The following is a 17,879-nucleotide window of genomic DNA, read 5'->3' as shown; positions in this document are numbered from 1 at the left end:
GTCCACACGTGCCTGACGGAGCATCAGCAGGTCGGGCGGGTGCCGTTCGCGGTGCCGGGGCGGGGCGGCGCAGCGGTGGTCGGCCGGGTGCGGTAGACGGGGGTCGGTGCAGGTCGTGCCCGAGGTGGGGCGGTCTGCCGGTGTGCGCGGGGAGCGCGTTGCGGGCGCGGGTGACGGCGAAAAGCTTGCTTCTACCCAGCGATCGACGGTCCATTACCGCGTCGGGACGGCGCGTGGAAGCGGGCGGAGCTGCGCGTGGGAATGCGCACCTCCGCTGCGCGCTACGCCCTACCCTCAGCGAGCCATTGTGATGATGTGCTTGTCGTAATTAATGTCTGGCGTCGTGGGATTCACCCGGACGCCGGATCCCGGATCCGAGCGGTTTTTCGAAACCGCCCGCCGTTTCCGCGAGAAGGCGCACCGGAATTCCCGCGAACACTCCATCCAGACAATGGAAAGGAAGTTCGACATGACGTACGAGCGCCCCACCCTCGCCAAGGCCGGTGGCTTCCGTCGCACCACCGGCCTCGCCGGCCAGACCGCCAAGGACCTGCTCGGCGGCCACCAGCTCGTCTGACCGGTCGCCCCGGGCGGATCCGTTCCACTCCGGGCACCAGAAGGGACCGGCCCCGCCGAATGAGGCCGGTCCCGGCCGGGGAGCGGTTCGCGCCGCTCCCCGGCTCCATTCTTCCCTCCGCCGCGCGCTGCCGCACCGGGCCCGGCGCGGCGACGACCTCGAAAGCGCGTGGAAGCCCGTGGCCGATTCCCTTTCCCTGCGCAATCCCTCCGGCTGGTTCCTCGTCCTGCCCGACGACGACGCCGTCACCGAGGTGGCGCGCCGAGCGCGCCGCCACGCGAGCGAGGAGCTGCGGCACGCGTCGGGCCGCCCGTGGCTGCTCGGCCGCTGGGACCCGGACGCCCTGGTGGCGGGCGAGTGCGGCCGCACCCGGGTCGCCGTCGTCGGCGAGCACGCCGTCACACCCGAGGACGCCTCCCGCGCCGCCGCGGCGGCGGCGCCCTCGCTGTCCGCCCTGGACCGGTTCGCCTCCGCGTGGCCGGGCAGCCACCACCTGCTGGCGAGCGCCGACGGCCGACTGCGGGTGCAGGGCACGGTAACCGGGGTGCGGCGGATCTTCCACGCCCGCGCCGGATTCGCGACCGTCGCGGCCGACCGGGCGGACGTGCTCGCCGACCTGCTCGGCACCGGCGTGGACGAGGAGCGGCTCGCGGCGCAACTGCTCAGCCCGGCGACCGTGCTCCCCCTGTCGGACGAGCCCGTGTGGCGCGGGGTGGAGCCGCTGCCCGGCGGGTACTGGCTGGCCGTGGACCACGGCGGCCGGGCCCGGCCGGTGCGCTGGTGGTCGCCGCCCGACCCGGAGGTACCGCTGGCCGAGGCGGCGCCCGGGTTCCGGGACGCGCTCGCCCGCGCCGTCGAGGCGCGCACCCGCGGCCGGAGCTGGGTCACCGCGGACCTCGGCGGCCTGGACTCCACCGCAGTGGTCTGCACCGCGGCGCGCGGCGGCGCCCGGGTGGTCGCCTACACCGCCGCCAGCCACGACCCGCTGGGCGACGACGTGTTCTGGGCCCGCCGCACCGTCGCGGGCCTGGACACCGTCGAGCACCACGTCGTCCCCGCGGACAGGGTGCCGCTCACCTTCGACGGCGTGGACGCGCTCCACGACGAGGTGCTCGACTCCCCGTCGATGTTCGCGGTGGACCACCGCCGCCGGATGAGCCTGCTGTGGCGGGCGGTGGAGCGCGGCTCGCGGATGCACCTGAGCGGGTTCGGCGGCGACGAGGTGCTCGGCGGGGCCTCGGCGCGGGTGCACGACCTGCTGCCCCGCCACCCGCGCACCGCCCTGCGCGACGCCCGCGGCTGGCTCGCCAAGTACGGCTGGTCCGGCGGGCGGGCGGTCGGCCAACTGCTCGACCGGCGCTCCTACGGGGCGTGGCTGACGCACCTGGCCGACCACCTGACGGACCCGCCGCCGTCCCCGGAGGAGCCCTTGTTCCAGTGGTGCGCGCCGCCGCGGATGCCGCCGTGGGCGACCCGGGAGGCCGTCGCGGCGGTGCGCCGGCGGATGCGGGCCGCCGCCGCGACCGCGGAGCCGCTGGGCCCGGGGCACGGCGCGCACCGGGAGCTGGCCACCATGCGGGCCGTCACCCGGTTCGCCCGCCACCTGAACCAGATCACCGCCCGGCACGGCCTGGTGTTCGCCGCCCCGTTCTACGACGACCGCGTGGTGGAGCTCGGCCTCGCGGTCCGGCCGTCCGAGCGGGTCACGCCCTGGCGGTACAAGCCGCTGATCGTGGAGGCGATGCGGGGCGTGGTGCCCGAGTCCACCCGCGACCGCACCACCAAGAACAGCGCGACGCTCGAGGAGGAGGTGGGTCTGCGGCGGCACCGCGACGCGCTGCTGGCCCTGTGCGAGGACTCCCGGCTGGCCGCGCTCGGCCTGGTGGACGCGGCCGCGCTGCGCGAGTGGTGCGCGCGGCCCGGCTCGGCGGAGACCGACAACCCGCTGCTGCACTCGACCGTGGCCTGCGAGGTGTGGCTGCGCGCCCTCGAGGCGCCGAGCGAACGGGCCACGGGCTGACGTCGTCCCTGCGTGTGTGGTGTGAGGAGAGAAAAAATGGCACTGACGCTGCGCCCCGGTGTGCTGATGACCGAGACGGAGTACGGCATGGCGCTGCTGGACCAGAAGAGCGGCGAGTACTGGACGCTGAACCCGACGGCGGCGGTCGTCGTGCGGGCGCTGCTGGACGGCAGGACGGTGGAGCAGGCGGTGACGGCGCTGACCGACGACTACGACGTCACCGCGGAGCTCGCCGAACAGGACGTGAGCCGCATCCTGACCGAACTGCGCTCGGCCGAGCTGGTGCGGCCGTAGCGGGCGGCGCGGCGCCGCCGCCGGGGCCGACGAGGCCACCGGCGGCGCACCGCCGCGCGCCCGCGGCGCCCGGCCCCGAGCCCCGAGCCCCGAGCCCCGATCACCACTGACACGACGCCAGAAGGGGGACACCGTCATGTCCGCGCCCGAAGTGGTTCCCTACAGCCCGCGGTCGGTGCCGTTCCGGCGCCGCACGGCGGCCCGGTTCGCCGTCGCCTGCGCGCACCTGCTCGCCGTCCTGCCGCCGGGCCGCATCCGCGCGGTGCTCGCGGTGGTGCGGCGCGGGGCGCGACCCGCCACGCTGGAGCAGGCGGCCGACGCCAGGGCGACGGTGCTGCTGGTCAGCCTCGCCTCCGGCGGGCGGAAGGGCTGTCTGCCCCGGTCGCTGGCCACGGTGCTGCTGTGCCGGCTGCGCGGGGTCTGGCCGACCTGGTGCGTGGGGGTGCGCGCCCGGCCGCCGTTCGCCGCCCACGCCTGGGTGGAGGCCGAGGGCGTCCTGGTGGGCGAGGGCGTGCCCGCCGACTACTTCCAGCGCTTCTTCGCGGTGGAGTGAAGCGGTGGCCGTGGACGTCCATCCGGCGCGGGAGCGGGCCGCGTCCGGCCACCGCGCCCTGCTCCGCCTGCTGCGCCCGCAACTGCGCGGTGTGCTGGCGGGCGTGTCCGTGACGCTGCTCGGCGGCGTGGCGGGCCTGGCCCAGCCCCTCGCGGCCAAGCGGGTGCTGGACTCCCTCGGCGACGACCGCCCGGTCGGCGGTGCGCTGCTGGGGCTCAGCGTGCTGGTGGTGGCCGGGGCGGTGCTCGGCGCGCTCGGCTACTGCCTGCTCCAGCGCACCGCCGAGGCGCTGGCGTGCGCGGTGCGGCGGCGGCTGGCCGACCGGCTGCTGCGGCTGCGGGTGCCGGTGCTGGAGAGCGCGGAGCCCGGCGACCTGATCGCGCGGGTCACCTCCGACACCACGCTGCTGCGGCAAGTGGCCACCCAGCCGGTGGCCGCGCTGGCGAGCTCCGCAGTGATCGGCCTGGCCACGGTGGTGATGATGGGCCTGCTGGACCCGGTGCTGCTCGCGGTCACCCTGGCCGTGGTGGCGGTGATCGGCGTGGTGGTGGCCGTGGTGGCGCCGAGGATCAGCCGCGCGGCCCGGAACGCCCAGGAGGCGGTCGGCGGGCTCGGGTCCGCGCTGGAGCGGGCGCTGGGCGGCTTCCGCACCGTGAAGGCATCGGGCGCGGAGCCGCGGGAGGCGGCGGTGCTGCACGAGGCGGCGGAGCGGGCCCGGCACGCCGGGGTGCGCGCCGCCGCCTGGCAGGCCGTGTCGCTCGGCTCCACGCAGGTGGCGGTGCAGGCGGCGTTCCTCGCCGTGCTGGGCGTCGGCGGCGCGCGGGTCGCCTCGGGCGCGATCGGGGTGTCCACGCTGGTGGCGTTCCTGCTGTACCTGTTCGCGCTGGCGCCGCTGATCGGGCAGCTCGCGGAGGCGGTGGGGCTGCTCCAGGTGGGCGCGGCGGCCGCGGCCCGGCTGTGCGAGGCGGAGGAGCTGGAGACGGAGGAGCTGGAGGTGCAGGCGCCCGCGCCCGCGCCGGCGCTGGTGCCGTCCGCGCCGCGTGCCCTGCCGGGCCCGCGCCCCGCGCCGGCCCCCGCCCCCGCCCTCGCCGTCGCCGTGGAGTGCCGTCCCGCCTCGGTGGCGTTCGACCGGGTCTGCTTCGCCTACCAGCCCGGGCTGCCGCGCGTCCACCACGAGGTGTCCTTCACCGTCCCGGCCCGCGGCATGACCGCGTTCGTCGGCCCCTCCGGCGCGGGCAAGACCACGGTGTTCTCCCTGATCGAGCGCTTCCACGACCGGGACTCCGGCCTGGTGCTTGTGGACGGCAGGGACGTGCGGCACTGGCCACTGGGCGAGCTGCGCGCGACGATCGGCTACGTCGAGCAGGACGCGCCCGTGCTGGCCGGGACGCTGCGCGAGAACCTGCTGATCGGGGCCCCGCGGGCGGATGAGGACGAGCTGCGTGAGGTGCTGCGCAGGGCGCGGCTGCTGGCGCTGGTGGAGCGGCTGCCCCAGGGCCTGGACACCCAGGTCGGGCACCGCGGGACGCGGCTGTCCGGTGGCGAGCGGCAGCGGGTGGCGATCGCCCGCGCCCTGCTGCGCCGCCCCCGGCTGCTGCTGCTGGACGAGGCCACCTCGCAGCTCGACGCCGCCAACGAGGCGGCGCTGCGCGACACGGTCGCCGAGGCGGCCGGGTCGACGACGGTGCTGGTGGCGGCGCACCGGCTGTCCACGGTGACCTGCGCGGACCGGATCGTGGTCATGGAGCGGGGGCGGGTGCGGGCGGTGGGCACGCACCAGGAGCTGGTGCGCGGCGACGCGCTGTACCGGGAGCTCGCCGCCACGCAGTTCCTCGCGGGGGCCCACGGCGCGACCGCGCCGTGAGCGGGCCGCCCCGGCCCGCCGTCACAGGTCGTGCCAGGTCGCGGCCCGCTCCAGCAGCTTGCGCCGCACCGCCTCGAGCGCCGGGTTCGGGGGCGTGCCGGTGCGGGTGACCAGGAACAGGCTGTTGAGCGGCCGAACCGCGGGCCGGTGCAGCGGGACGAGCGCGCCGTCGCGCAGCGCGTCCGCGGCGATGTACCGGGGCAGGACGGTCACACCCGCTCCCGCCCGCGCGGCGCGGGCCACCTCGCGCAGGTCGGGGACGGTCAGCACGGTCTCGTTGGGGGGACGGCGGCCGAACTCGGTGCGCCAGTAGCGCCGGATCACCGGCAACTGGGAGTCGTAGGCGACGAGCGGCAGGTGGGCCAGGGCCGCCACCGGCTCGGCGGCGAGGCGGCCCGGGTCGACGCTCTCCAGGTGCCCGGGGGTGCCGACCAGGACGAACTCCTCGTCGGCGAGGTGCGCGGCCACCATGCCGGGGCGGCGCGGCCGCACCGAGGAGACCACCAGGTCGTGCTCGCCCCGGGCGAGCCGGTCGAGCAGGTCGTCGGCGAGGCCGAAGGACACGCGCAGGCGCAGCCCGGGCCCGGCCAGACCGGTGAGGGCGGGCAGCACCCGCTCGCCGAGCAGCTCGGCCGGGCCGCCGAGCCGGACGGTGCCGTGGCCGGGGGGCTCCATGTCGTCCAGGCGGGCGAGCAACTGGTCCATGGGTTCGCCGATCCTGCGGGCCAGGTCGTGGGCGGCGTCGGTGGGCAGCACCCCGCGCGCGGTCCGCTCGAACAGGGGGCGGCCGAGCCGGGCCTCCAGCGCGGCGAGCTGCGCGGTGAGCGCGGACTGGGACAGGCCGATCTCCTTGGCCGCCCCGGTCACGGTGCCCGCGCGGTACACCGCAAGGAAGGACCTGAGCTGGTCGAGCCTGGGCACTGCGCACCCGCCTCCCATCCTGGGCCATCGCTTTTCCGATCGCCGGTCATCGGGATTCTATTGGCGAGGGCGCGGACCCCGGTCCTACGGTGAGGCCATGACCAACGTTCTCATCGTGCTGACCAGCCACGACTCCCTCGGCGACACCGGCGAGGCGACCGGCGCCTACCTGCCCGAGGTGGCGCACCCCTGGGCGGTGTTCACCGAAGCCGGGCTGACCGTGGACCTCGCCTCCGTGCGCGGCGGACGGCCGCCGCTGGACGGGGTGGACACCGACGACCCCGACCAGAAGGCGTTCCTCGCCGACCCGCGGATGGCCGGGCAGTTGGAGCGGACGGTGCCGCTCGGCGAGGTGGACCCGGACCGCTACGCCGCGGTGTGGCTCGCGGGCGGGCACGGGACCATGTGGGACTTCCCCGGCAACGCGGAGATCGGCCGGATCGGCGGGCGGATCGCCGCGGCGGGCGGTGTGGTGGCGAGCGTGTGCCACGGCGCGGCCGGGCTGCTGGCGCTGCGCGGCGCCGACGGCGAGCCGCTGGTGCGCGGCCGCCGGGTGTCGGCGTTCAGCAACCGGGAGGAGGAGGCGGTCGGCCGGACCGGGGTGGTGCCGTTCCTGCTCCAGTCCGCCCTCGAGGAGGCCGGCGCGCTGTACCGGGAGGCCGAGCCCTGGTCGTCGATCGCCGTGGTGGACGGCCCGTTCGTCACCGGCCAGAACCCGCAGTCGTCCCGGGAGGCGGCGCGGGCCGCGGTGGACGCCCTGGCCGGGCGCGGGCGCGGCTGAGCCGGCCGGCGCGCCGACGCGTGCCGCCGCCGGGCGGATCCGGCGGCGGCGCGCGGCGGCGCGCGTCGGCGCGCGGGTCAGGCGACCTTCCTGGCGTTCTCGATCGCCTCGGCGAGGGCCTCGATCTGCGGGGCGCAGCCGGCGTGGGAGAAGCGCGGCTCGCTGAGCCAGGGCACGATCTGGCCGGCCTTGACCGCCGGGAGCTTGGCCCAGGTCGGCTTGACGGTGAGGTCCTTGGGCTGGAGGGAGGCGGTGCGGTTGTCCAGCAGGATCAGGTCGACCGGGTACTTGTCGGCGTTCTCCCAGCTCAGGTGCTCGAAGAAGCCGCCCTCGACCTTGTCCGGCCGGACGAGCTCCACGCCCAGGTCGCGGTAGTAGCTCAGGTCGGCGTAGACGACCGGGTCGGAGACGAAGAACAGGTCGGCGGCGGCGGAGGCGGCCATGACCTTCAGGCCGCCGCTCGCCTTCGCCGCCCGGCGCAGGCGCTCGGCGGCCTTCTCGAAGCGGTCCTTGGCCTCGGTGACCTTCGCGGCCTTCGGGTCGGCGCCGAGGGACGCGGCGAGTTCGGCGACGCGGGCGATGGGCTCCGGCAGCGGGTTGTGGGAGGACTTCAGTCCGACGCTGGGCGCCAGGGTGAGGATCTTCTTGCTGCTCTCCGCGGGCACGTACCACAGCTCCTCGTCGATGTACATGCTGGTGACGAGGAGGTCGGGGCGCAGGGCGGCGTACTTCTCGATGTTGAACTCGCCGTAGGCGTTGCCGATGATCGTGGTCTTGTCCACGGGGAAGTCGCCGGCCTGCGGGTCGGGCTTGCCGTTGGACAGCTTGCTCGGGCCGAAGACGCCGGCGATCTGCTTCTCGACGCCGAAGTCGTACAGGGCGGCGGCCGTGCCGATGTAGGCGACGACGCGCTCGGGCCGCTTCTCGGCGGTGATCTTCTTCTTGCGGTCGTCGGTGAACGTCCAGGCGCCGGAGTCACCGGACCCGCCGGACCCGCCGGAGGTCCCGGAGCCGCTGCCGCCCTCGTCGCCGCAGGCGGTGAGCAGCCCGCCGAAGCCCAGGGCACCGCCCGCGGCGAGCAGGCCGCGGCGGGAGAGGCGGGGGAGGCGGGAGTGGGACATGGGGGTGCCTGCTTTCGTACAGTGGTGCGTGTGACCCCCGGGGCCGACGGGACCCGGAGCGAAGATCGAGGTTAGGTTAGCCTAACCAGGCCTTCCGTCCAACGGGGGGTCCACAGGGGGCTCAGGACGACGGGCCTCCGGAGGGCGCGCCGGGCGCCCCGCCCCCGGGATCGGGCCGCACCTCGAACCCGCCGCGGCCGTCGAACCGCACCTCCGCGACGGCGTCGAACCCGTCCTCCCGGCGCGGTCTGCGCAGCCGGCCGTGCGTGGCGAGCAGGCCCACCTCGGGCACCCGGGCCCGCCCCTCGCGCGCCGCGTTGCGGGCCAGGGAGCCGGTGAGGTCCGGCGGGAACCAGTACGCGACCACCCGCGCCCCGTGGGCGCGGGCCGCGGCGATCAACGGCTCCCACTCCCGCGGGGACGGGTTGGTGTTGTCCACCACGACGGAGCGCCCACCCGCCAGCGCCTCCCCGACCAGGCGCATCTGCCGGGCCTGCCGGTTCCGGGCCGAGCGGGGGAAGAGGTCCTTGCTGACCAGATCGTGCGTGGCGGCGAAGGCACGGGCGAAGAACGTGGACTTGCCCGACGCCTGAAGCCCCACGAGGACGACCAGCTCCACGTCGGTCATGGCGAGTCCTCCCGGGTCGGCCCGCCCGTCGCCCCTCCCGCCACCCCGGTGGCGGGTCATGCGGCGGGAGAGGCGTCTCCACCCTCTCCCGGGGGCGGGGGCGGGGGCGTGCCTCGGCCCCGGCCGCGGGGGGCGGGCCGGGGCCGGGCGGTGCCGCGGGGCGGGGTCAGGCGGCGGGGGCCATCGGGGAGAGGGGGCGCGTGCCCTCCCCCGCGGCGCGCCCGCGCGGCATCGCGCGGACCAGGCGCGGCACGTCCGGCTCGTACAGGCCGGCCCTTTCGATGGCGTTGCGGGTCTCCGCGTCGGCGGCGACCACCACGAGCGAGGCGCCCAGTGCCCGTGCGCGCCGGTGCGCGCGCACCACCGCGGGTGCGCCGCAGCACCCGCACACCTCGGTCCCGGACAGGTCGAGGACGACTTCCTCCGCGCCGCGGTTCAGCAGGATCAGCAGTTGCTCGCGGACCTCGGCCGCACCGGAGCAGTCCATGGACGACGGCCGGACCACAACGGTGCCGCTGGAGTCCGGGGTGCCACTGGACGCCGCACTGTCATGCATGGGACATCACTCCCTGTTCACTTGCACCTTGTGTGTGAGTCGGTGCCCGCCCGGGAGAGCCGGGGGCGGACCCGCTTCTTCCCCGCTTCCGGGGGAGCACTCCGCCAAGGAGTCCGTGATCAAGACCACATCCGTCTCGGACAATTGTACGTACCACGTTTCCGGCCGGCCCAGGCCCCCCTTCCGGCCGCCGATTCACTCTTCGGCGCCCGGTGTGTCGCCCTTTCCGCGCGTCGCGCCGCGGAGATGTTGTAGCCCTTCTCTCACGTCGCGTGACCAGTGCGCGGCGTGAGCGACGAGGCACGGCGAGGAGAGGAGCGGACGTGGCCGGATCGGCGGGGCGGGTCGAGGAGGTGTGCGTCGGCGCGGTGGTGCCGCGCACCGGGCGGCTGGCGACGCTGGGCGACCCGCTGTCGTTCGTCCTGGAGTGGCTGGGCCCCGCGCTGGCGCGGCCCGCGGGGGACGGCCCGCGGATCAGGACGGCCTGGCGCGACAGCCACTCGGCCCCCGCGGGCGCGCGCCGCGCCGTCAAGGAGCTGGTGCGCGAGGACGGCGCGCACGTGGTGGTCACCATGGCCGGCACCAAGGTGCTGCCCGCGGTCGCCGACACCTGCGAGGAACTGGGCGTGCCGTGCGTGTCCACCACCTTCCCCTGGCAGGCGTTCGTGTACGGGCGCGGCGGCAGCCCGGAGCACCCGTTCCGCTTCACCTACCACTTCGCCTGGGGCCTGGACGACATCGCGCACGTCTTCGCCGGGCTGTGGGAGCGGCTCGGGCCCGCGCGGACCGTGGGCTGCCTGTGGAACGACGACCTCCAGGGGCGGCTGCTGCGCGACCCGGGCCACGGGTTCGCCCCGGTGGCGCGGGCACGCGGCCACACCCTGGTCGACCCGGGCGGCTACCGGGAGCCCGCCACCGAGTTCGAGGCGCACATCGACCGCTTCCTGGAGGCCGGGACCGAGATCGTCACCAGCGCCGCGACGGTGGCGGACCTGACGCTGTTCCACACCCGGGCCCGCGCCCGCGGGCTGCGGCCCCGGCTGCTCACCTGCTCCCGGTGGCTGGCCTACCCGCGGGGCAGCGCGGGCGCCCTGGACGACGCGCACATCGCCACCCTGGTGTACTGGTCGCCCCGCCACCCGTACCGCTCGTCGCTCGACGGCACCACTGCCGCCGGGCTCGCCGACGCGTACCAGCGGCGGACCGGCAACCGCTGGCTCCAGCCGCTCGGCCCGGCGCACGCGCTGATCGAGGTGGCCGCGCACGCCCTGGCCACCGCCGAGGACCCCGCCGACCGGCTGTCCGTGGCGGACGCCCTCGGCCGCACCCGGCTGGCCACCATCACGGGCACGCTGGACTTCACCGCGGGCCCGACGCCCAACGTGGCCCGGGTGCCGCTGGCCGGCGGGCAGTGGCAGCCGGGCGCGGACCACACCCACGAGCTCGTCGTCGTCTCCCGCCCCGGCCTGCCCGCGCTCCCCGTGGACGCCGACCTGATCCTCGCCGGGTGACCCGGCGGCGCCCCGTCACACCGCGGTGCGCGGCAGCGGCAGCGGCTCGCGGCCCCGGGGCAGCAGGCCGCTGAACAGCAGCCGCCACATCGCCTCGACCCGGCGCGGCACGTCGCGGGCGCCCGGCTCGGCCCGGGACAGCACCTGGGCCCCGGTGAGCGCGGCGACGATCACCTCGGCCGCGGCCCCCGGGTCCACCTCGGGCAGCAGCTCCCCGCGCTCGGCGGCGTGCCGCAGCAGCGCCGCCACCGGCCGCTCCAGCTCGGCGCAGGGCCCCGGCACCCGACACCGCGGCGTGCCCTGCTCGGCGACGAGCCGCACCCCGGCCCGCACCACGGGGTCCGACTGGACCAGCTCCGCCCAGCGGACGGTCATCGCGACGGCGGCCCGCAGCGGCGGCTGGTCCCTGGCGGTCTCCTCCTCCGCGATCCGGGCGACCGCCGCGCGCTCGGCCTCCACCAGGGCCAGCGCGAGCTCCTCCTTGGAGGAGAAGTGGAAGTACAGCGCGCCCTTGGTCACCCCGGCCCGCGCGAGGATCTCGGCCATGCTGGTCCCCAGGAAGCCGTGCTCGGCGAACGCCTCCCCGGCGGCCTCCAGGACGGCCTGGCGTGTCCGCACCGCCCTCTCCTGCTGCGCCACCGCCGCCTCCCGTGCCGGAGCCGCCCGCGTCGGGGCAGCCCGGAGCGCCCTGCGTCCGGCCACGGTGCCGGACGCGGATGGGGCCAGACCTTACCGGGGGAGCACGTGTTCGAAGAAGCCGCGGGACAGGTCCTTCGGCGGCCCGGTGCCCGCGCCCGGGTCCGGGCCGCCGCGCGGTCAGCTCTCCCGGTAGGCCACGGCCAGCGCCAGGTCGGTGAGTTCGGTGCGCCACCGCTCGTCCAGGGGCGCCGCGGCCAGCGCCTGGCGGGCCTGGGCGACCAGCGTGTCGATGCGCCGCTCCACCTCCTCGCGCGCCCCGCACTCCGCCAGGGCCCGCTCCAGCGCGGCGACGTCCCAGTCGCCCGCGTCCACCAGCCGCCGCACCCCCTCGTCGCGCCGGGCCGCGAGGCTGACCAGCAGCGTCATCTTGTGCTCGACGGCGTCCGACCCCACGGGCTTGCCCGCGGCCGCGGCGTCGCCGAAGGCGTCGATGAGGTCGTCGCGGAGCTGGAAGGCCTCGCCGAGCGCGGTCCCGTACGCCTCGAACGCGGGCACCAGGCCGGTCTCCCCGGCGATCGCGGCGCCCAGCTCCAGCGGCCGGTGGATGCTGTACCGGCCGGACTTGGCGTTGGCGATGTACTCCGAAAGCCGCGGGTCGACGACGGACTCGGCGGCGACCGCCACATCCAGGTACTGGCCCACGATCATCTCGCTGACCAGCTCCGTCCAGACCCGGCGGGCCCCGTCGGGCAGCTCCTGCACCAGCCGGAAGGCGTAGGACATGGCCAGGTCGCCGGCGAGCACCGCCACGCCCTCGCCGAACCTGCGGGCCTCACCGCGCCAGCCCCTGCGGCGGTGCTCCTCGGCGGCCCGGGCGTGCACGGTGGGCGAGCCGCGGCGCAGCGGCGAGTTGTCGACCACGTCGTCGTGGATGAGCGCGAAGGCGTGCAGCAGTTCGACGGCGGCGGCGGCCTCCACGATCCGGGGATCGGCCGGGTCGCCGCCGGACGCGAGGAACCCGATGGCGCAGAACGCGGGGCGCAGCCGCTTGCCGCCCGCGTGGACCAGCGAGGCCACGGCGTCCACGGGGGCGGCGGCGCGCTCGTCGACGGCGCCCCAGCGCTGCCGTTCGTCGGACAGCAGCCGGACCAGGCGCTCCTCGGCTCGGGAGAGCACGTCGGCGCGCATCCCGGCGGCGCTGCCCGCCGGGGCCGGTGCGGTGGTGGGGGACACGGTCATGACGTCGTTCCTCTCGGCGGCGGGCGGTCGGGGATCTCCTCGCGCGTGTGAACCGCGGGCACGTCGATGTCAGTGCCCTTTCCGCGACGGTGATCGTCCGGCGCGTTCCCGAGCGTAATGCGGACGGCCCGGTTCCAGCGGTCTTCGCGCGGTCTCCCGGCGGGTGTTGTCCGCCGTTCCCTGCGGGAGCACCGGCTCGAATTCCGGTCGAACGCGGACGGCCGTATTCCGTACGGCGTCCGGCCCACTGTCCTGTGCGCCGCCGCGTGCGCCATGCCGTGCGACGTTCACCGCGCCCCCTCGGTCCCGGCGGTAATGCCGTCGGAATCGGCAATCACCTTCCGCCAGTTGATACCGCCGGGTCAAGGGTGTGCGCGGACCACTCGTTATCCGGCCACCGATTCCGGTGACATCGCGCGCCCCGTATTTCCCTCGGCCGCCGCCACCGTCCGGCCGCCCGTCCCGCTCAGCCGTCCGAATGGTCCGCCGCCGGGAATTCGCCCTCCGGGCCGTCAGCCGGACGGGCGGACGGCCGGACGGGAGGGGCGGGCGTTCACCCGGACGAGCGGCCGTCAGTAGGCGCGGTTGCGCCCGACGTAGACGTTCCTGGCCCGGTAGTAGGTGTCGCCGCCGGGGCCGGAGGAGCCCGACGAGCCCTCCATCTGGAGGTTGCAGATCAGCCACAGCGGCTTGCCCACGAACCCGGTGCCCCGGTGCTGGGCCTTCCAGACGCCGTCCAGGTAGTAGTGGATGTCCACGTCGCGCTCACCGACCTTCGCGATCCAGGCCCGGTAGGAGTGCCAGGAGCCGGGCGAGGAGACGTTCACGAGGGTGGTGGAGACGTCGGAGGAGGTGCGGAAGGTGTTGAACCAGTTCCTGGTGTCGCCCTTGAACTCCAGGATGTCGCTCTCCGGCGGCCAACTGTTCACCCCGGTCAGCCAGAAGGCGGGCCAGGTGCCCGGGGCGCTGGGCGCCTGGAACTCGCCCTTGACCTCCCACTCCGGGAACTGGGACGTGACGTTGATCTGCGCCTTGGCGTGCACCGCGCCGGAGTGGTACCGGATGGGCAGGTAGGGCGAGGCGCTGCTGTTGCCCTCGTTCCACGAGATCCGGGACGCCTTCAGGGTGAGCACGCCCCCGGAGAGGGAGATGTGGTTGTGGTCGCTCGGGCTGCCGTACATGCGGGCGGTGCCGTTGTGGTCCGAGCCCCACGGGTAGAGGTAGTTCCACGCCGCCTCGAACGCCTGGTAACTGCCGAAGGAGCCGCTGAGCACGGTCTCCCAGGCGGCGGCCCGGGACGTCTCCCGGCCGGACGCGTGCGCCCCGCCGGGAGACGCGCCCACGGCCGCCGACGCGGCGAGGGCGGCGGTCCCGGCAAGGAACGTCCGGCGCCCCCGGCCCCGGCGCGCCTCCGGCTGCTCCGCGGGCCTGTCGATGGGACTGTCCATGGGTGACCTCCCGTCACCGAAGACGGCGGCCGGGCTCCGAGGCGGGCCCGCATGCGCGCCGTTCCATCAGAACCGTTCAGGAGTGACCAGATTCCAACCGGACCGATGGCGCGTCAACACACATGACCGATCGAAACTCGTCACCACTGCTCATGCCGCCGCTCCGCATGCCGCCGCTGCGCGTGCCGCCGCGCCCGTCCAGCCGCCGCCCGCGCTCAGTGGAACTCGTGCACGACCTCGATGGGCCCGACGATGTGGGCGTTGAACTCCGCCAGCTCCTCGGCGGGCACCCACAGCTCCAGGATCGTCTCGCCGCCCGCCCGCCGGACCGGGTAGCGCGCGAGGAACTCCGTCTCCACCTCGAACCGCGTCACATATCCGGCGCCGTCGTGCCTGACGTTCCAGTCCCGGGCGATCCTGATCGCGTAGTCCTCGTTGAGCACCGGGTAGAAGATCGGCTGCTCGGGCAGCCGCGGCGGCCAGGCCCGCCAACCGAGCCCGCGCACCAGCTCCAGCTCGCGCGGCCCGGTGGGGCGCCACAGGGTGGTCGTCGTCCTCCCGCTGCTCATGCGCAGCGACGGTAACGGCGCGGGACGGGGCGGGGCGAGGGGTTTTCCCGGTGCGGCGGCCCGGCGGGGCCCGCTATCCGCGTCCGGCCGTGCCCGCGGCCTCGGGCACCGCCCACGCCTCGCGGACCAGGGGCAGGCCCGAGGCGCCGTCCGCGGCGGTGCGCACCGCGAGGACCTGGTTGACGCCCAGCCGGTTCCGCTCGAAGGCCAGCGCGGACGCGGCCATGTACAGCAGCCAGGTGCGCACCCGCCCCGCCCCGGCCAGTCGCTCCGCCTCGGCGCGGCGGGCCTCCAGGTTCGCCGTCCAGGCGCGCAGCGTCAGGGTGTAGTGCTCGCGCAGCGCCTCCACGTCCCGCACCTCGAAGCCCGCGCGCTCCAGTTGGGTGACGGTCTGCCCGAGCGGGATCAGCTCCCCGTCGGGGAAGACGTAGGCGTCGATGAACGGGTCCATCCGGTGGGCGCGCTCGTCCGGCCGGGGCGGGCGGGCGATCTGGTGGTTGAGCAGCCTGCCGCCGGGCCTCAGCAGCCGGTGCAGGGAGCGGGCGTAGGCGTGGTAGCGCACGGCGCCGACGTGCTCGGCCATGCCGATGGAGCAGACCGCGTCGAACGGCTCGTCGGCGACCTCCCGGTAGTCCTGCACCCTGATCTCGACCCGCCCGGCCAGCCCGGCCGCGGCGACCCGCTCCCCCGCGAACGCCGCCTGCTCGGCGGAGAGGGTGATGCCGACCGCCCGCACCCCGTGGTGCCGCGCGGCGTGGACGGCCATCGAGCCCCAGCCGCAGCCCACGTCGAGCAGCCGCTGCCCCGGGCGGAGCGCCAGCTTGCGGCAGACCAGGTCGAGCTTGGCGCGCTGGGCGTCCTCCAGGGTGCGACCGGTGTCCCAGTGGGCGCAGGAGTACACCATGGACGGGCCCAGCACCAGGGCGTAGAAGTCGTTGCCGACGTCGTAGTGGTGGCTGATCACCGCCCGGTCCCGGCGCGGGCTGTGCCGCACGCCCGCGCGCCTGCCCGCCTCCTCCGCCGGGGGTCTGGGCGGCAGCGCGGGCCCGGCCAGCGCGAGGGCCCCGGCGGCCAGTCCCAGCACCGCGGCGCGCGGCACCCGCCGCTCCCCGTCCCGCACCAGGTCCGCCAGCCGGTGGAGCGCCTGGTGCAGATCCCCGTCCACGTCGATGTCCCCGGCCACCCAGGCGCGGACCAGGCCCAACTCACCCGGCCGCCACAGCAGGCGGTGCAGCGCCCGGCGGTCCCGCACGATCAGCACGGGCACCCCGGGCGGCCCCGCCTCACTGCCGTCCCAGGCGCGCAGGCGCAGCGGGAACGGCGCCCCGAGGCCCCGCTCGACGAGGGCGACCAGCCGTCCTGCCACGTCGGACATGGGCGCATCCTCCGCGCAAGGATCGATCGTGCGGTGATCCATGGACATGGGCGGTATGAACGTATTCACGGTAACCCCGCCCTCACCCCGGAAAACCCCGGCCACCCGACCGGCGCCCACACCGTCACCGATCGGGTCACCCTCCCCGCCGCCACTCCGCGGAACGCCCCGCCGCCCCGGGCGCCGACCGAAGCGCACCCCGCGGACCCGCACCCCGCCCCGCACGGGCCCGCCGAGCCTGCCTCCGTCCTCCCGCCCACCGCTGCCCCCCGCCCACCGCGCCGCCCCTGCACAGCCCCCGGAACGCCACAGGCCCCCGTCCCGAGGACGGGGGCCTGTTCGGCTTCGCGGTAGGCGGCGCGGGCCCCGCGCGGGGGCCTCGCCACCGCGGTCGCAGCGCCGACCGCGGCTCTCAGCCGCGCTTGCGCTCCAGGGCGCGGATCTTGCGGGCGACCCTGCGCGCGACCGGGCTGCTGCGCAGCACCTTCGCGCGGACCGGGACGCTGCCGCCCGGCAGGGCCAGCGCGGTGAGGCGGCGGCGCTTGAAGTAGCGGCGGGTGTGGTCGTTGAGGTTGGCCCGCAGCCACTCCGCGGCCCCGTCCCGCAGCGGCGGGTGCAGCTCGGACTGCATGCAGTACCCGACGGTCCGCACCAGCCCGCCGAGCCGCTCGACCCGGGCCGCGGGCAGCTCGGCGGTGGCGGCCTCGGGGTTCCGCTCCACGTCGGCGACGAGGAAGTCGACGATGGTCACGGGTATCCGGTTGCTGTTCTGGTACGGCGCCAGCCGCTCGAGCAGCAGCTCGGTGCCCGCCCTGGCGATCGGGATGCCGTAGTAGCTGGCGGCGGTGAGCAGCGCCGTGGAGAAGCAGCCGACGACCAGCCGCGGCTTGGCCCGCTCGTAGACGGCCTCGGCCAGCACGGGCCCGTCCAGGACCAGCAGCCGCACCCCGCTCTCTGCGGCGGCCTTCTCCAGGTTCTGCGAGTAGCGCCTGGGCGCGGAGGGGTGGGGCTTGAACGCCACGTTGGTGTGCCCGGCGGCGACCGCGCCGCGGAGCATCCGCACGTGGAGGTCCTCCTCCTCCTCGGGGGTGAGGATGTCCAGCGCGGCGAGGTACTGCCCGAGCAGCAGCGCGGTGGGCGCCTCGCGCTCGGCCAGCTCCAGGGACGCGTCCCCGGCCGCGGCCTCGCCGAGCTCCCGCAGCACCCGCACGAACGCCTCGTCGGGCACGATCTCGGGCTTGACGTCCATCTCGGTGAGCAGCAGGGGGCGCAGCCCCGGCACCAGGTCGAGGTGGAGCAGCCGCTGGACCCGGCGGCCCAGGGTCTGGGCGAGCTTGCTGCGGGTGGGCCCGTAGCTCATCAGGCCGTCGGCGTACACGTGGACGGCGCTCTCGGCGAAGATCGTGGCGAGCGCCTTGGCCGGGGCGACCTGCACGGACTCCATGATGAGCTCGACGCGGGCGTCGCCGAGGTCCCAGAGCTTGCGGAACATGCGCTCCCACAGGGGCGCGTCGCCTCCGGCCGGGTTCCACCCGTTGGGGTGGTAGGGGCGGATCGCCTCGTTCCAGTCGATGACGTCGTCGAACCGCACGGCGATGCGGCGGAAGCCGTTCATCCGGGTCAGCGGGGTCGACGTCTCGGGCGTGGCCGAGTTGTTGGAGACGAGCAGGATGCGGTGGGCCTCGCCGCGCGGGCCGAACTGGCCCGCGTCGAGGGAGGCGGCCAGGGTCGCGGCCCCGTAGAGGGTGGACGCCTGGAACAACTGGACGGTGGTGTGCCGCAT

The 17,879-nt window shown here is 75.7% G+C and carries 17 protein-coding genes; 7 read left to right on the top strand and 10 right to left on the bottom strand.

Annotated features, from left to right (window positions below):
• Window positions 1-469: 469 nt before the first annotated feature.
• The 5 genes from ACYVO2_RS25845 to ACYVO2_RS25825 all read left to right on the top strand — a co-directional run bounded on the left by ACYVO2_RS25845 (window position 470) and on the right by ACYVO2_RS25825 (window position 5,308).
• The gene (locus ACYVO2_RS25845) at window positions 470-577 is read left to right on the top strand and encodes a keywimysin-related RiPP (protein WP_461010386.1); all 108 of its coding nucleotides are present in this window, start codon (window positions 470-472) and stop codon (window positions 575-577) included.
• A gap of 178 nt (window positions 578-755) precedes the next feature.
• Window positions 756-2,597 carry a lasso peptide isopeptide bond-forming cyclase gene (locus tag ACYVO2_RS25840; protein WP_461010385.1) on the top strand — a complete coding sequence of 614 codons (1,842 nt, stop codon included), beginning with the start codon at window positions 756-758 and terminating at the stop codon, window positions 2,595-2,597.
• Between the two features lie 36 nt (window positions 2,598-2,633).
• Window positions 2,634-2,891, top strand: coding sequence for a lasso peptide biosynthesis PqqD family chaperone (locus ACYVO2_RS25835; RefSeq protein WP_461010384.1), 258 nt, complete (start codon window positions 2,634-2,636; stop codon window positions 2,889-2,891).
• Window positions 2,892-3,027: 136 nt separating this feature from the next.
• Window positions 3,028-3,444 (top strand): lasso peptide biosynthesis B2 protein, encoded by a 417-nt coding sequence (locus tag ACYVO2_RS25830; protein WP_461010383.1) that lies wholly within the window; start codon window positions 3,028-3,030, stop codon window positions 3,442-3,444.
• Between the two features lie 4 nt (window positions 3,445-3,448).
• Window positions 3,449-5,308, top strand: a complete 1,860-nt coding sequence (locus ACYVO2_RS25825) for an ABC transporter ATP-binding protein (protein WP_461010382.1) — start codon at window positions 3,449-3,451, stop codon at window positions 5,306-5,308.
• Window positions 5,309-5,329: 21 nt separating this feature from the next.
• Here ACYVO2_RS25825 and ACYVO2_RS25820 read toward each other — a convergent pair whose 3' ends face one another.
• On the bottom strand, window positions 5,330-6,229 hold the full coding sequence (locus ACYVO2_RS25820) for a LysR family transcriptional regulator (RefSeq protein ID WP_461010381.1): 900 nt from the start codon (window positions 6,227-6,229) through the stop codon (window positions 5,330-5,332).
• A gap of 97 nt (window positions 6,230-6,326) precedes the next feature.
• Between ACYVO2_RS25820 and ACYVO2_RS25815 the strand changes: the two genes are divergently transcribed.
• The gene (locus ACYVO2_RS25815; protein WP_461010380.1) at window positions 6,327-7,010 is read left to right on the top strand and encodes a type 1 glutamine amidotransferase domain-containing protein; all 684 of its coding nucleotides are present in this window, start codon (window positions 6,327-6,329) and stop codon (window positions 7,008-7,010) included.
• A 77-nt stretch (window positions 7,011-7,087) separates the two neighbouring features.
• Here ACYVO2_RS25815 and ACYVO2_RS25810 read toward each other — a convergent pair whose 3' ends face one another.
• The 3 genes from ACYVO2_RS25810 to ACYVO2_RS25800 all read right to left on the bottom strand — a co-directional run bounded on the left by ACYVO2_RS25810 (window position 7,088) and on the right by ACYVO2_RS25800 (window position 9,315).
• A complete protein-coding gene (locus tag ACYVO2_RS25810) occupies window positions 7,088-8,131 on the bottom strand; it encodes an ABC transporter substrate-binding protein (RefSeq protein WP_461010379.1) in 1,044 nt (347 codons plus the stop codon).
• Window positions 8,132-8,252: 121 nt separating this feature from the next.
• Window positions 8,253-8,759 carry an AAA family ATPase gene (locus ACYVO2_RS25805; protein ID WP_461010378.1) on the bottom strand — a complete coding sequence of 169 codons (507 nt, stop codon included), beginning with the start codon at window positions 8,757-8,759 and terminating at the stop codon, window positions 8,253-8,255.
• 166 nt (window positions 8,760-8,925) lie between these two features.
• Window positions 8,926-9,315, bottom strand: a complete 390-nt coding sequence (locus tag ACYVO2_RS25800; protein WP_461010377.1) for an STAS domain-containing protein — start codon at window positions 9,313-9,315, stop codon at window positions 8,926-8,928.
• Window positions 9,316-9,638: 323 nt separating this feature from the next.
• Here ACYVO2_RS25800 and ACYVO2_RS25795 point away from each other — a divergent pair, with 323 nt between their 5' ends.
• Window positions 9,639-10,826: an ABC transporter substrate-binding protein gene (locus ACYVO2_RS25795; protein WP_461010376.1), complete on the top strand. Its 1,188-nt coding sequence runs from the start codon at window positions 9,639-9,641 to the stop codon at window positions 10,824-10,826.
• Window positions 10,827-10,841: 15 nt separating this feature from the next.
• Here the strand turns inward: ACYVO2_RS25795 and ACYVO2_RS25790 are convergent, their stop codons facing one another.
• From ACYVO2_RS25790 to ACYVO2_RS25765, 6 genes are all read right to left on the bottom strand, one after another.
• Window positions 10,842-11,465: a ScbR family autoregulator-binding transcription factor gene (locus ACYVO2_RS25790; RefSeq protein WP_461010375.1), complete on the bottom strand. Its 624-nt coding sequence runs from the start codon at window positions 11,463-11,465 to the stop codon at window positions 10,842-10,844.
• 177 nt (window positions 11,466-11,642) lie between these two features.
• Window positions 11,643-12,704: a polyprenyl synthetase family protein gene (locus ACYVO2_RS25785; protein ID WP_461010374.1), complete on the bottom strand. Its 1,062-nt coding sequence runs from the start codon at window positions 12,702-12,704 to the stop codon at window positions 11,643-11,645.
• A 572-nt stretch (window positions 12,705-13,276) separates the two neighbouring features.
• Window positions 13,277-14,152 (bottom strand): LamG domain-containing protein, encoded by an 876-nt coding sequence (locus ACYVO2_RS25780; protein WP_461010373.1) that lies wholly within the window; start codon window positions 14,150-14,152, stop codon window positions 13,277-13,279.
• A gap of 215 nt (window positions 14,153-14,367) precedes the next feature.
• On the bottom strand, window positions 14,368-14,721 hold the full coding sequence (locus ACYVO2_RS25775; RefSeq protein ID WP_461010372.1) for a hypothetical protein: 354 nt from the start codon (window positions 14,719-14,721) through the stop codon (window positions 14,368-14,370).
• A gap of 73 nt (window positions 14,722-14,794) precedes the next feature.
• Complete coding sequence (locus ACYVO2_RS25770; protein WP_461010371.1) at window positions 14,795-16,096, bottom strand: class I SAM-dependent methyltransferase; 1,302 nt, start codon at window positions 16,094-16,096, stop codon at window positions 14,795-14,797.
• A 412-nt stretch (window positions 16,097-16,508) separates the two neighbouring features.
• Window positions 16,509-17,879 carry a polysialyltransferase family glycosyltransferase gene (locus ACYVO2_RS25765; RefSeq protein WP_461010370.1) on the bottom strand — a complete coding sequence of 457 codons (1,371 nt, stop codon included), beginning with the start codon at window positions 17,877-17,879 and terminating at the stop codon, window positions 16,509-16,511.

The sequence above is a fragment of the Streptomyces capparidis genome, from assembly GCF_054782095.1.
Note: the sequence above shows the minus strand (reverse complement) of the source record. Positions and strands in the feature narration are given on the sequence as shown.

Excerpts from the sequence above, each read along its gene's own strand:
- ACYVO2_RS25845 (WP_461010386.1), top strand. The coding sequence starts at position 470 with ATGACGTACGAGCGCCCCACCCTCGCCAAGGCCGGTGGCTTCCGTCGC.
- ACYVO2_RS25835 (WP_461010384.1), top strand. The coding sequence starts at position 2,634 with ATGGCACTGACGCTGCGCCCCGGTGTGCTGATGACCGAGACGGAGTAC.
- ACYVO2_RS25830 (WP_461010383.1), top strand. The coding sequence starts at position 3,028 with ATGTCCGCGCCCGAAGTGGTTCCCTACAGCCCGCGGTCGGTGCCGTTC.
- ACYVO2_RS25815 (WP_461010380.1), top strand. The coding sequence starts at position 6,327 with ATGACCAACGTTCTCATCGTGCTGACCAGCCACGACTCCCTCGGCGAC.
- ACYVO2_RS25810 (WP_461010379.1), bottom strand. The coding sequence starts at position 8,131 with ATGTCCCACTCCCGCCTCCCCCGCCTCTCCCGCCGCGGCCTGCTCGCC.
- ACYVO2_RS25805 (WP_461010378.1), bottom strand. The coding sequence starts at position 8,759 with ATGACCGACGTGGAGCTGGTCGTCCTCGTGGGGCTTCAGGCGTCGGGC.
- ACYVO2_RS25800 (WP_461010377.1), bottom strand. The coding sequence starts at position 9,315 with ATGCATGACAGTGCGGCGTCCAGTGGCACCCCGGACTCCAGCGGCACC.
- ACYVO2_RS25785 (WP_461010374.1), bottom strand. The coding sequence starts at position 12,704 with ATGACCGTGTCCCCCACCACCGCACCGGCCCCGGCGGGCAGCGCCGCC.
- ACYVO2_RS25780 (WP_461010373.1), bottom strand. The coding sequence starts at position 14,152 with ATGGACAGTCCCATCGACAGGCCCGCGGAGCAGCCGGAGGCGCGCCGG.
- ACYVO2_RS25775 (WP_461010372.1), bottom strand. The coding sequence starts at position 14,721 with ATGAGCAGCGGGAGGACGACGACCACCCTGTGGCGCCCCACCGGGCCG.
- ACYVO2_RS25770 (WP_461010371.1), bottom strand. The coding sequence starts at position 16,096 with ATGTCCGACGTGGCAGGACGGCTGGTCGCCCTCGTCGAGCGGGGCCTC.
- ACYVO2_RS25765 (WP_461010370.1), bottom strand. The coding sequence starts at position 17,879 with ATGCGGCACACCACCGTCCAGTTGTTCCAGGCGTCCACCCTCTACGGG.